Origin of the sequence: Hyphococcus formosus, from assembly GCF_046736345.1 — a bacterium.
Classification (GTDB): Bacteria; Pseudomonadota; Alphaproteobacteria; order Caulobacterales; family Parvularculaceae; genus Hyphococcus; species Hyphococcus formosus.
In genome coordinates, this window is the sequence record NZ_CP157210.1 from 3,089,649 (window position 1) to 3,103,232 (window position 13,584).

9 protein-coding genes are annotated in these 13,584 nt (G+C 52.1%); 8 read left to right on the forward strand and 1 reads right to left on the reverse strand.

Annotated elements, in window-relative coordinates; genetic code table 11:
* The first annotated feature begins 1 nt into the window (after position 1).
* On the forward strand, positions 2–3,337 hold the full coding sequence (locus ABFZ83_RS14405) for an amino acid adenylation domain-containing protein (RefSeq protein WP_411817247.1): 3,336 nt from the start codon (positions 2–4) through the stop codon (positions 3,335–3,337).
* On the opposite strand, the gene ABFZ83_RS14410 is transcribed toward ABFZ83_RS14405, so the two are convergent.
* Positions 3,327–4,070, reverse strand: a complete 744-nt coding sequence (locus ABFZ83_RS14410) for a thioesterase II family protein (RefSeq protein WP_411817248.1) — start codon at positions 4,068–4,070, stop codon at positions 3,327–3,329. The two genes, ABFZ83_RS14405 and ABFZ83_RS14410, sit on opposite strands and share 11 nt — an antisense overlap.
* Positions 4,071–4,244: 174 nt before the next feature.
* Between ABFZ83_RS14410 and ABFZ83_RS14415 the strand changes: the two genes are divergently transcribed.
* The 7 genes from ABFZ83_RS14415 (at position 4,245) to ABFZ83_RS14445 (ending at position 13,511) form a co-directional block, all read left to right on the forward strand.
* Positions 4,245–5,063: a hypothetical protein gene (locus ABFZ83_RS14415; RefSeq protein ID WP_411817249.1), complete on the forward strand. Its 819-nt coding sequence runs from the start codon at positions 4,245–4,247 to the stop codon at positions 5,061–5,063.
* The gene (locus tag ABFZ83_RS14420; RefSeq protein WP_411817250.1) at positions 5,060–5,926 is read left to right on the forward strand and encodes an alpha/beta fold hydrolase; all 867 of its coding nucleotides are present in this window, start codon (positions 5,060–5,062) and stop codon (positions 5,924–5,926) included. Before ABFZ83_RS14415 ends, ABFZ83_RS14420 begins: the two co-directional genes overlap by 4 nt.
* Complete coding sequence (locus ABFZ83_RS14425; RefSeq protein ID WP_411817251.1) at positions 5,919–7,424, forward strand: lipopolysaccharide biosynthesis protein; 1,506 nt, start codon at positions 5,919–5,921, stop codon at positions 7,422–7,424. The genes ABFZ83_RS14420 and ABFZ83_RS14425 overlap by 8 nt, the downstream gene beginning before the upstream one ends.
* 181 nt (positions 7,425–7,605) lie before the next feature.
* The gene (gene metF, locus ABFZ83_RS14430; RefSeq protein ID WP_411817252.1) at positions 7,606–8,469 is read left to right on the forward strand and encodes a methylenetetrahydrofolate reductase [NAD(P)H]; all 864 of its coding nucleotides are present in this window, start codon (positions 7,606–7,608) and stop codon (positions 8,467–8,469) included.
* Positions 8,469–9,533 (forward strand): homocysteine S-methyltransferase family protein, encoded by a 1,065-nt coding sequence (locus ABFZ83_RS14435; RefSeq protein ID WP_411817253.1) that lies wholly within the window; start codon positions 8,469–8,471, stop codon positions 9,531–9,533. The genes metF and ABFZ83_RS14435 overlap by 1 nt, the downstream gene beginning before the upstream one ends.
* A 12-nt stretch (positions 9,534–9,545) precedes the next feature.
* A complete protein-coding gene (gene metH, locus ABFZ83_RS14440) occupies positions 9,546–12,191 on the forward strand; it encodes a methionine synthase (RefSeq protein WP_411817254.1) in 2,646 nt (881 codons plus the stop codon).
* 114 nt (positions 12,192–12,305) lie between these two features.
* Positions 12,306–13,511, forward strand: a complete 1,206-nt coding sequence (locus ABFZ83_RS14445; protein WP_411817255.1) for a dipeptidase — start codon at positions 12,306–12,308, stop codon at positions 13,509–13,511.
* Positions 13,512–13,584 lie beyond the last annotated feature (73 nt).

The window sequence follows — 13,584 nt, forward strand, 5'->3', positions numbered from 1 at the left end:
CATGGCTAACGGCAAAGAGAATATATACTTGTTTATCGAAGAATGGGCGAAGAAAGGCGTTTACTTTTCTGCGCAGGACGGGGCGTTGAAAGTCTCTGCGCCCAAAGGCGCAATAGCACCGCAAGATGCACAAGAGATCAAAGCCCGCAAACCCGAAATATTAGACGCGCTCAAAAATGCTGGCGCGCCTGTCTCTAGCCAAATCGAGAAAGTGGATAGGGCGATTGCACATCCATTGGGGCTGGTTCAGCAACGCATTTGGGCCCATGAGCAACTGCAGCCCGGTTCGACGCTTTATCAAATCCCATCGGCTTGGTGGTTTTCCGGACCGCTAGACCTTGATGCATTTATCCGGGCGTTCAATGGCGTCATTGAGCGGCACGAAATTTTGCGCGCGCGATTCGAAACCAATGATGGCATTCCGGTTCAAGCGATCGTATTGCCGAAAAAATATGAGTTACCGTTTTGTGATTTATCGTCTCTGCCGGAAGATGAATCAGAAAAGCGATTGCAGGCCTATTTATTAGAGGCGCAAAGAACACCGCTCGATCTTTCTGATGGAGAGGTCTTTCGCGCGCGCTTGTTTAAATTATCGGCTGATCGGCATTTATTCTTTTTCATGCCCCACCATTTGGTGTGGGACGGCTGGTGTTTTGAAGTGTTCTTGCAGGACCTTTCAAGCCTATATGAGGCAGCCGTAAATGGTACCGCACATAACTTACCCCCGTTGGCGGCGCAGTTTCTGGATTACGCACAATGGCATCGAAAATGGGTTGATAGCGCGGCGCTCGAAAAAGAACTAGCGTATTGGATGGGGGCATTATCCGCTGAGATCCCGCCGTTAGATTTCGCAACGGATAATCCGCGACCGTCATTATACTCCCATGAGGGCGAAACGGTTCGGTTTGAAATTGATCACTTGGTCAGTGAAAAGATCAAATCCTTTAGTGCGGATCGAAACTGCACAGCGTTTACGGTGGTGCTTGCGGCTTGGCAAAGTTTCCTCATGCGGATTGCCGGCCAGTCCGATATTGTCGTTGGTGTACCGGTACATGCGCGCCAACATGATGCGGTCGGCGGCGTAATCGGGTGTTTCGTAAATACAATATGCTTGCGCGGCAATATCGAGAAATCCATGACCTTCTCGGAAATTCTCTCGCAGGCAACGGAAGTAACGACCCAAGGCCTCGAACACCAGAACGCGCCCATTGAATTAATCGCAGAGCAATTGGTCGATCATCGCGATCCTTCGCAAACGCCTTTGTTCCAAACAATGTTTACCTATCAACGGCGTGATGCTCAGCCCGCGAAATGGGGTGCATTGCAAATTACTGAATGTGATCTGCACCCGAATGGCGCAGCAGTCGATCTCGAACTGGAAATTTTCGATTTGGGTGACAGCGTGCATGGCGAACTAATTTATTGCAGCGCGCTCTTCGCCCGCGAAACGATTGAGCACTATGTTGATTGCTTCAAAACCTTTTTAGGTGCCTTGCTTGATGCGCCTGAGCAGCCCATCGGCGATGTCGAGATTTTATCGCAGCATGCACGCCTGATGTTGGAGCGGGATTGGAATCCGCCGCGATCAAAATATCAGCGCGAGAGTTTGGCGTTTCAATATTTTGAGACGGTCGCACATCAACTAGCGGATAAGACGGCGATCATTTGTGATGGTCAGACAATCAGTTTCGATGATCTAAGCGTGCGATCAAACAAAATCGCAAATTATTTACAACAGGCCGGCATCGGCGCGGGTGATTACGTCGGCGTCGTTCTGGAACGATCAATCGATATGGTCGCTGTTATGCTCGGCATTTGGAAGGCAGGCGCGGCCTATTTGCCGCTTGATCCATCCTTCCCCGAAAGTCGGTTGCGCTACATGCTAAACGACGCGGGCGCAAAAATGGTAGTGGCCAGTGACGACACCTGTGACGTAATCCCTGAGATCACGACACGGATTATAAATCTCGACGAAGAGGATGAGGAAATTGACGCTGCGTCCGGTGATGAGGTGCCGATCGCCAGTTGGGACGCCGAAAATCCGGCCTATATCATTTATACGTCGGGTTCTACGGGTCGTCCCAAGGGCGTTGTCAATTCTCACCGGGCTTTATGTAATTTCCTCGAGAGCATGATCAGCGTGCCGGGCATATCGCCAGATGATCGATTGCTCGCAGTGACGACGATATCGTTCGATATTTCGATATTGGAAATATTCTTACCGCTTTCGGTTGGGGCAACGCTTGTTATCGCAACGGCGGATGATGTGACCGATGGCATAACTCTAAGCGATCTGATCGACGATCACGAAATTTCTATCCTCCAAGCGACACCCGCCACGTGGCGATTATTACTCGATGCCGAATGGGAGGGCGCGCCGAAATTAAAGGCCCTTTGCGGCGGAGAGCCATTGCCGCCCACACTGGCAAAGGAAATATTGCCGCGTGTCGCATCGCTTTGGAATATGTATGGGCCGACCGAGACAACGATCTGGTCAACTTGTGAAAAGATCGAAACGTCTGGCGACATTAATGTCGGGCGGCCAATAGCGAATACGATCATAAAGGTACTTGATCGGGATCATCGTTTGGTGCCAATCGGCGTTGCGGGTGATTTATGGATCGGCGGTGATGGTGTTGCGATCGGGTATCACAACCGCCCGGATATTACCGCAGAGCGGTTTGTTACCGGTACGGATGGAAATGCACGACTTTATAACACCGGCGATCGCGCGCGTTGGCGGTTTGATGGCAAGCTTGAAATTTTAGGCCGCGATGACAATCAGGTGAAATTGCGCGGATACCGTATCGAGTTGGGGGAAATCGAGGCATCGATTGAAGCGCATGACAAGGTTGCGCAGGCCGCTGCGACGGTACACACCGATACGGACGGCGAAGCGTCTTTAGTCGCCTATGTTGTCTTTGAAGGCGGTGAACAAGCGACGGGGAGTGAGCTACGGAAATGGCTTCGGCGTAGCCTGCCGCAATATATGATACCGCAATTTTTTGTACCGCTTTCGGCTCTGCCTCTGACCAACAACAACAAAATTGATCGCAAGGCACTACCGGCACCATCAGGGCAGGCCCTGCGCCAGTCGCGTATCGCGCCGCGCAGCGAATTGGAAATCAATATCGCGAATGTTTGGTCCGATCTGCTTCGTGTTTCGGATATTTCTGTGACGGATAACTTTTTCGAACTGGGCGGCCAGTCTCTTCAGGTTGCGCAGATGGTTGCGCGCCTGCGTGAACATCAGGGCATTTTGATTTCGCCGCGCGCGGTGATTTTTGAAACCCTTGAACAATTGGCCGATGGCGCGGAAACGGGCGCTAAGCGGTAAGTTTTGAAATCATGTCTTGGGTGAGTTCGCTTTGATGCGACTCAAGGAAGAAATGCCCACCATCAAAAGACAAATGGGAGAATTGATTTCCGGTCTCCTGCCGCCAGCTATCTAAATTGGTGTTTGTCGTAATCGGATCATGTGCGCCGGAATAAACCGTCAACGGACAATTTATCGGCTGAGCCGTTGCGTAATTGTAGGAATTCAAGAGCTTTAAGTCCGCGCGAAGGCTGGGGAGCGTTAATTCCCGTATCTCATTTATTTTAAGGGATGGGTGCAACTCACCGTATCGTTCCCGCATCGCTTGAAGGAACCCGTCATCGTCAAGCGATTCTATCGACGCCAATTCGGCGGCATGGGGTTCGCCGGGCCAGGGCCTCGCTGCGCAAAAAAGATGGCTGAGTTGTGCGGGCCGTTCATTATCAAATAATCGCGCGAGTTCTAACGCGATAACCGCCCCGAGGCTGTGCCCGTAAAGTGCAATGGGTAGTTGGGGCCATCGCAATAGAGCGTCGGCACACGCGTCGAACATCGCCGGCCAGTTGGTGAATGGGGCTTCGTCGATGCGCTCTTCCCGGCCGGGGAGTTGAAGCGCAAAGACTTCTATGTCAGCGGGGAAGGCGTCTGCCCAGTGCCGAAAGATGGTCGCGCCGCCACCGGCAAACGGGATCAGCAATAACCGCCTCGTCGCCATCGGACGCGGTTGTAGGCATTTTATTGCGACCTTGGGCATAGATATTTCGCCGTCCCCATTCGGCATTTTATTTGCAGTCTTTCGGCCGTGGTAAAGCAGTGTGCTGCGCCAATCCACAATGGCTTATAAATACGCGCGAAATAGCATAAGTGAAATTAGTTAACAGCCATTGGCCGCGTTTGTCATTGGCACATTTTTCTGTGGAGGCTCAACATGGCGGTGACGCCGTTTCATTTCGGCGACAATGATCGAACCATGTTCGGTGTGTACCATCACCCGGAGCAACGGGCTCCTCGTGCGCCCGCTGTTTTGCTGTGTAACCCTTTCGGTGAGGAGGCAATTCGCAGTTTCAGGATAATGCGTATCCTTGCGGAGCGTCTGGCTCGAGCCGGATCACCGGTTCTGCGCTTTGATTATTTCGGCAGCGGAGATTCCCTTGGGCCCTGTGATGCGGTTTCGATCAGCGGCATGCGCGCGGATATTTTAACGGCCCATGAGGAGTTGATCGACCTATGCGGGAAACAACGGATCGCATGGGCCGGTTTGGGATTGGGCGCGAGTGTTGCGTATTTAGCCGCTCAGAAATTGCGCCCCGCGTTGACTGACTTGGTCATGTGGGACCCGGTCATTGAGGGCCGCCAATATTTCGACGGACTTTTGAGCGCGCACATAAAAACGAAAGCGCATTTTCTTGAGCAGCCCATCGACAAAGTAAGAGCCCGCGAGTTTCCCGATGTGACGGCGTTAGACGAAGTGCTGGGGTTTATAGTGCCGCCGAAGTTCAAAGCCGAGTTATGTGCGCTCGATCTTGGTGCGGCCCCTGAGCCTTCATCACGGAAGGTTGCAATCATAGGCACCGGTACCGCAGAACAGGAGCGCTTTGCCACAGTGTTACAAGATAAAGTGCGCGACGTTAATCTTGGTAAGGAAGAAGATGCAAGCGCATGGAATTCAGACGAGGCGATGAATGCATTCGTCGTGCCGGTAAGGGCATTGGACAAGGTAATCGAGTCGATTGGTGGCGGTAAATGACCGAGCGCATAGTTCAATTCGGCGACAATAATCGCTTGCACGGGATCATGAATATTGGCGGCTCCAATGATCGTCCCACGATATTGCTTTTTAATGCGGGGATCGTACATCGCATCGGTGCTCACCGCCTGAACGTCAAGCTTGCCCGAAATTTGGCAGATCAGGGCTATAACTCAATTCGGTTTGATTTGAGCGGACTTGGCGATAGCGCGCCCGCGCCATCGGGGCTGGGCTATGAAGAGCAAGCGATTGCGGATATTGCCAGCGCGATGGACCGGATGGTTCAAGAGGCCGGGGCGCATGCGTTTGTTGCAATAGGTATGTGCTCGGGGGCCGATAATGCGTATCGCGCGGCGCTGAGCGATCAACGCTTGCGCGGTCTAATTCTATTGGACCCCTATGCCTATGAGAACCCTGCGGCGGCATTAGAGAATGTTATTGCGCGCGCGACCGACATAGATCGGTGGAAACGCAAAGCGAAAAAAATCGTCGGGTTGGAAAAAACAGAACTCGCAACGCCAGTACCCGCAACGCCTGTATCAGTGCCAAGCGACGACGATGATGATCAGGCCCGGCCGATACCGCCCCTTGAGGAGTTTGGGTCGGATCTTGAAAAATTATGTAATCAGGGCACGCGGATTTTCACAATCTATACCGGGTTCGTAAAGCGTCAGATCACAAAGCCGGAGCAGTTCTTTTCGACATTCGCATCATATGATTTCAAAAATGCGATTGACGTCGATGTGTTTCCAGCTTTCGATCATACTTATACGGATCTATCAGCCCAAGAGGTCCTTTTCGCCAAGATTTCTGATTGGCTGGGCAATGTGTTTCCGCCCGGGGCAGAGATAATCGATGAGTAAGACCCCTGACACACCGGAACCGGCACAGCGGCCATTGGGCGAGCGCGTGGCGCGCGGCGCAGCGTGGATCATACTCGCGCGATTTGTTATTCGTTCATTGGGCCTTATCAATACGCTCATCCTTGCACGCCTGTTGGTGCCCGCAGATTTTGGTATCGTGGCTGTTGGTCTTGCCTTGATGCAATTGCTTCAAAATGTTTCCGATATCGGCGTTTCACAAACGGTGGTGAAATTTAGAAAGGCAGGCCGCGTAACCTTCGATACGCTATTTACGATGTCGGCAATTCGCGGCGCGATTGTTTGCGCTCTCTTATTAATTGCTGCGCCCATCGCCGGGCATTTTTATGATGACCCGCGCGCAGTGAATGTCTTTCTTCTGGTGAGCATCGTACCGGTCTTTCATGCCCTCATAAATCCGCGGTTTTTTGAGTTTGAGCGCGATCTTGATTTCTCAAAGGAATTCATGACAACGGCGCTCAACAAATTATTGGGGATCGCATTTTCGATCACCATTGCGGTCATCTTTCAAAGTTATCTCGCGATTCTCGCAGGGCTGATTGTAAGTGCATTCTCGCAAACAGTGCTGTCTTATATCGTGCGCCCCTATCTGCCGCGATTTACCTTGAAGGCGTTCAAGGAGTTATTTGGCTTCACCGGCTGGCTGACCGGTGTCAGCTTCATGGCGGCGCTCAATAACAAACTCGACATGCTTTTTCTGACAAAGCTGATCGGTCCGACTAATGCCGGCGCATATTATCTGGGCGACAGCATTGCGGCGCTACCGTCGCAGGAAGTGGCGACGCCGATTGCGCGCGCGATCTATCCGGGCCTTTCTGAGTTGCAATCAAAACCTGAAAATATGCGCGAAGCCTATCTTCGCGGGGTCGAGGTCTTGGGCCTTATTGCGATGCCGGCTGCATTTGGCAGTTCATTTGTCGCGGCTGACCTTGTGGCCATTTTGCTCGGTGATCAGTGGGAGCTTGCTGTTCCCTTGGTCAAATATTTCACGCCGGTAGCCGGGTTAATGGTGCTATTTTCGGCGACTCAGGGATATGCAATGGCGTGCGGGCGCACGCAATTGATCTTCCTGCGCGAGCTTATCTATTTTATCATCCGTATGCCCATATTTATATGGGCAAGTGCGGTCTATGGCTTGATGGGGGCGGTATTGGCGACAGCCGCTGGCGGCGTTCTGCACATGTTGCTAAACCTGTCGCTGTTTAGCCGCATTAGCGGCCGACCGTTTTATGAACTCATCTTCCGCGTAAGGCGAAGCTTTGCCGGCGTTGCGGTGATGGCGCTCTATTTTGTTTTCATTCGTCCCGAAATCGATGCGATTGAGATGTTGCCCTTGCTGCCGCGTTTCGTTTGTGATGTCGCAGTGGGGGCGGGGCTTTATATGATTGGTCTTGTCGGCTTCTGGTTTGCGGAGGGGCGTCCCGCTGGCGTTGAACGCAGTTTGTGGCGGCAAATTTCATCCCGCTTTATCGCGCAATAAACCGTCAAAAAATCCGGCTAGAATGTTGGTGAGTGCCAGCTGCGGATGAGTCGCGAGCGGAATTAACTCTTTCTTTTCATATAAGGATATGTTTATATCATTATATAGCAGTCGAGTGCGTGATTCTGCGCGCCTCGAAATACGGAATTAATACGGAATTTCAATATGTTAAGGCTGTCTCATGGGTGAGCTCGCGATATCCTTTGAAATGTTTCCCCCGAAAACGCCTGAAATGGAAAAGCGTTTATGGGACAGCGTCGAGCGGCTTTCCGCGCTTGATCCGGCTTTTATCTCGGTCACCTATGGCGCGGGCGGTTCGACCCGTGAGCGCACCCATGACGTTGTCGAGCGGATCGCAAGGGCCGGACGGGTAAAGTCGGCAGGCCATATCACTTGTGTTGGTGCGACTCGGGCAGAGGTCGACGACGTGCTTAAGCGCTATTGGGCGGCTGGCGTCACCAACATCGTGGCGCTTCGGGGCGATCCACCAGAAGGGGTAGGCGCGGCCTATACCCCGCATGATGGCGGTTACGCTTATGCGTCGGATCTAATTGTGGGTGCGCGCGAAATTGCGCCTTTTGACATTTCTGTCGGCTGCTATCCGGAATGCCACCCAGAGGCAAAAGACCTCGCGCATGAACTTGAAACCCTCAAGCGGAAGTTTGATGCAGGCGCGGATCGAGCGATCACGCAATTCTTCTTTGAACCGGACGTATTCTTGCGGTTTGTCGATGCAGCAAGGAATGCCGGCATCGATAAGCCAATTGTGCCCGGGATCATGCTGCAGTCAAATTTTGCGGGCATTGCGCGCATGGCGAAGCTATGCGGAACAAAGATACCGACACGGATTATTGATTTATATGATGGGCTCGAAAACGACCCGCAAACACGCGAACTGGTAACGGCGCAGCTCGTCGCTGAGCTATGTAATGTATTGCGCGATAAGGGCGTATCGCATTTTCATTTTTACACGATGAACCGCGCGAATCTTTCCTTGTCGACATGTCGTTTGCTTGGGTTAAATCCGAAAAAAGAGGTTGCGTAATGAGTAGGAAAGACCGGATCGCGGCGCTGCGGCGCATCGCAAAGGAACGGATTCTTATTCTCGATGGAGCGTGGGGTGCAATGATCCAGCGTCGTGGCTTAGAGGAAGAAGATTTCCGCGGCGATCGATTTGCGACCCATAACTCGCCCCTGAAAGGGAACAACGATATTCTCTGCTTGACGCGTCCTGACATCATTCGGGATCTGCATGGCGAATATTATGCGGCTGGCGCTGACATTTCGGAAACCAACACTTTTTCCGCGACCGTGATTGCGCAAGATGACTATGCGCTGGGGCCGCAGGACGTCCGCGATATCAATTTTGAGGGCGCGAAAATCGCCCGTGAGGCGGCCGATGAATGGACGAAGAAAGAGCCTGAAAAACCGCGTTTCGTTGCGGGCTCAATTGGTCCACTGAATAAAATGTTGTCGATGTCGTCAGATGTGAATGACCCCGGTGCGCGGTCGGTCACTTTTGACGAAGTTTATGATGCCTATGTGATGCAAATTCGCGCCTTGAACGAGGGCGGCGTTGACCTTTATCTGATCGAAACGATCACCGACACCTTGAACTGTAAGGCTGCGCTAAAGGCGATAGGCGATCTCGAAGCCGAAGGCATGGAGAAATTGCCGATCTGGATTTCGGGAACAATTACAGACCGGTCCGGGCGGACGCTATCAGGCCAGACGGTCGAAGCATTCTGGAATTCCGTGCGGCATGCCAAGCCTTTTGCCATTGGGCTGAATTGCGCGCTCGGCGCTTCGTTGATGCGGCCGCATATTGCGGAACTTGCCAAAATTGCAGACACCTTGGTTGCGGCCTATCCCAATGCGGGGCTGCCCAATGCGTTTGGTGAATATGAAGAGACGCCTGAGCAAACCTCGGCGATGCTTAAAGAATGGGCGGAATCGGGCATTGTAAACATGCTTGGCGGGTGTTGCGGTACAACCCCGGATCATATCAAAGCGGTGGCGAATGCCGCAGACGGGGTTAAACCCCGTGAAATTCCTGAGCGGCCTCGGGCAATGCGTCTTGCCGGATTAGAGCCATTTGAACTTGCGTAAGAAAAATTTGTGATGACCAATCAAACTGCCAGCTTCGTAAATATCGGTGAGCGGACAAATGTAACCGGGTCCGCTGTATTCCGCCGAATGATCACCGAGGGTCGCTATCCCGACGCTGTAGAAGTCGCGCGGCAGCAGGTTGAGAATGGTGCGCAGATTATTGACGTCAATATGGATGAAGGGATGCTTGATGGCGTTGAGGCCATGCAGACTTTCTTGAACCTGTTGGCGGCTGAGCCCGATATCGCGCGTGTGCCGATCATGATCGACTCCTCTAAGTGGGAAGTGATCGAAGCCGGCCTGAAATGTGTACAGGGTAAGGCGGTCGTTAATTCGATCTCGCTTAAAGAAGGTGAAGAGCCGTTTTTGAAACAGGCTCGGATTATCCGCAGCTATGGTGCTGCGACGGTTGTGATGGCCTTTGACGAGCAAGGGCAAGCCGAAACCGCAGACGAAAAAGTGCGGATTTGTACGCGCGCCTATAAATTATTGGTGGATGAGGTTGGTTTTCCGCCGGAAGACATCATTTTTGACCCGAATATTTTTGCTGTCGCTACCGGCATCGAAGAACATAATGACTATTCGCGCGCATTTATTGATGCGGTAAAACGTATACGGAATGAATTGCCAGGCGCGCATGTGTCTGGTGGTTTGTCAAATGTCTCGTTCTCGTTTCGTGGTAACGAACCCGTTCGCCGTGCGATGCATTCGGTATTTCTATATCATGCCATCAAGGCCGGTATGGACATGGCGATTGTCAATGCGGGTCAGCTCGATATTTATGACGATATTGATCCCGAATTACGCGAACGCGTCGAAGATGTCATTCTGAACCGCCGCGATGATGCGACTGACCGCCTATTGGAAATTGCCGAACAATATCGCGGACAAAAAGGCGCGGTACAGGAAAAAGATTTGAGCTGGCGTGAAGGCAGCGTGAAAGAACGCCTGTCCCATGCGTTGGTGCACGGTATCAACGAATATATCATTGAAGACACCGAGGAAGCGCGCTTGGAAGCGGAGCGTCCGTTGCATGTGATTGAAGGTCCGTTGATGGACGGCATGGGCGTTGTTGGCGATCTTTTTGGCGACGGTAAAATGTTCCTGCCGCAGGTTGTGAAATCTGCGCGGGTCATGAAACAGGCTGTTGCCCATCTTCTTCCGTATATGGAAGAGGAAAAAGAGCGGCTTGGTACTGCTGATAAATCGAACGGCAAAGTATTGATGGCCACGGTCAAGGGTGATGTCCACGATATCGGCAAGAATATCGTTGGCGTTGTTTTGCAATGTAACGGCTATGAGGTGATCGACCTTGGCGTTATGGTTCCTGCAGAAACCATTTTGGAAGAAGCCAAGAAAAACGACGTCGATATTATTGGCCTGTCAGGTCTGATTACGCCGTCGCTCGATGAAATGGTTTTCGTTGGCGCGGAGATGCAGCGTCAAAATATGACCATGCCGCTCTTAATTGGCGGCGCGACGACGTCGCCTGCGCATACTGCGGTGAAAATTGAACCGGGTTTTAAAAATGCGCCAACGGTCCATGTGGCTGATGCGAGCCGGGCGGTTGGCGTCGTTTCTGCGCTGCTGTCTGATGAAGAGCGTCCGCGATTTTGGGAAAAAACCAAGGACAAATACGAGAAAATTCGCCAGTCGCGATCGGGCGGGGCCCGCAAGGAGCGTTTGGCGATTGACGACGCGCGGGCGCAGGCGATGCAGCTTGACTGGTCGAAACCAGCAGCAAAGCCAAATCTATTAGGTGTTCAAACCATTGATGACGTCTCTCTCGAAGATGTTCTGCCCTATATGGACTGGACCCCGTTCTTCATGAGTTGGGACCTTAAAGGCCGCTATCCGCAGATCCTTGATGACGACAAGCGTGGTGAGGCGGCCCGTAGTCTTTGGCGTGATGCGCAAGTTATCCTTGATAAAATGGTTAGCGAAAAATGGCTGTCCCTTCGCGGTACCGTGGGCTTTTGGCCTGCGAATGCCGAGGGTGATGATATTGTTCTTTGGACAGATGATGAGCGAGAGAAGGAGTTAGCCCGCTTTTTCTCTTTGCGTCAGCAAATGAAAAAAGAATTCGAAAATACAAATATGGCACTGTCTGATTTCCTGCGTCCCCAATCCGTCGGTGATGATTGGATTGGCGGTTTTTGTGTGACCGCAGGGCACGGCGAGGCTGAACGGTCAGAGGCGTTTCGTAAGAACAACGATGATTATTCATCAATCATTGTGAAGGCCTTGGCGGACCGATTTGCCGAAGGGTTCGCTGAATTGTTGCATGAGCGCGTAAGGCGGAAATTGTGGGGCTATGCGCCCGACGAAAGCTTCGACTGTGATGCATTGATCGAGGAAAAATACGATGGCATTCGTCCCGCACCGGGCTATCCATCGCAACCGGATCACACCGAAAAAGAAACTTTGTTCAAGTTGCTTGAGGCTGAAAAACGCGCGGGCGTCTCGCTAACCTCGAGTTGTGCCATGACGCCGCCTGCAAGTGTATCAGGCCTTTATTTTGCGCATCCACAATCGGCGTATTTTGCGGTTGGCAAGATTGAAAAAGATCAAGTCCAAGACTACGCCAATCGAAAAAATTGGCCATTAAGCAAGGCCGAGCGCTGGCTGGGGCCGATCCTCAATTACACGCCTGAATAAAAAATGGCTCGCGCAGAGCAGCGGTTTTCGGGTTGATTTGATATAAGCTTCCTGCACAAATTGTGATTCGAGTGAGTTGGCTTCGTTGCGCTCTGATATTGGAAAGTAGACTTGATGAAACACCTATTGCCTGTTCTTCCCTTCGTTTTAGCCGCTGGCGTGCTTCCTGCGACTGCTGACGCTGCGCCGTCTGAACGCGCGGTCGAAATTGCACATAAATATATTATTGTGGACGGCCATGTTGATGCGCCGATGCATGTTGTCACCAAGGGCGCTGACCTTTCGACTGGCGAGAAAACCGCTGAGTTTGATTTCGAGCGGGCGAAAGAGGGCGGGCTCGACGCGCCTTTCATGTCAATTTATGTGGCCGCGACCTATGAAGAGGCAGGCGGCGCAAAGGCGCGGGCGGATATTTTGATTGGCCTGATCGAAGGTGTGGCCGCTCAATATCCTGACAAATACGAAATTGCCTATTCGCCAAAAGATGTGCGGCGGATATTCAAGGCTGGCAAGATCGCTTTGCCCTTAGGCATGGAAAATGGCTCTCCGATCGAAGGCGACTTAAAGAACCTCAAACATTTTTACGACCGCGGCATTCGTTACATCACGTTGGCGCATTCAAAATCCAATCACATCTCGGATTCGTCCTATGACGATAATAAACGTTGGGGTGGTTTGTCGCCATTCGGCTTCCAGCTTGTGGATGCGATGAATGATCTTGGCATCATGGTCGACGTTAGCCATCTGTCAGACGGGGCCATTGAAGATGTTCTAGATGTGACGCGCGCGCCGGTGATCGCGTCGCATTCTTCGATGCGTCATTTTACGCCAGGCTTTGAGCGGAACCTCTCTGACGAGCTTGCCAAAAAGATCAGTGACAATGGCGGCGTGATCATGATCAATTATGGTTCCGCGTTCCTGACGGAAGAAGCGAATAAATATTCGGATGCCCGTTCAGCCGCCCAAGCCGCCGAAGAGGAAAAGCTGGGCCGTAAAATGACGAGTGAAGAAATCGCTGCATTCCGCGAAGTCTGGTCTGAATCTAATCCATATCCATTCGCGACACTCGAAAATGTTTTGGACCATATTGACCGTGCCGTAGAAATCGCAGGTATAGATCATGTCGGTCTTGGTACGGATTATGATGGTGTCGGCGACAGCCTGCCCACCGGATTGAAGGATGTACGGTCTTTCCCGGTATTGGTCGATGGCTTACTGGAACGCGGTTACGACGAAGCCGCGATCGAGAAAATTCTTGGCGGCAATTCGCTGCGGGTTTGGGAAGAGGTCGAAAAAGCGCGTCGTAAGCGCAAATTCTAAATACATATCCGCAATGCCGCATGGTCTGCGGCATTGCGGTTTGGTCTATCGTTGCGTCCGGTTCCTAAACTGC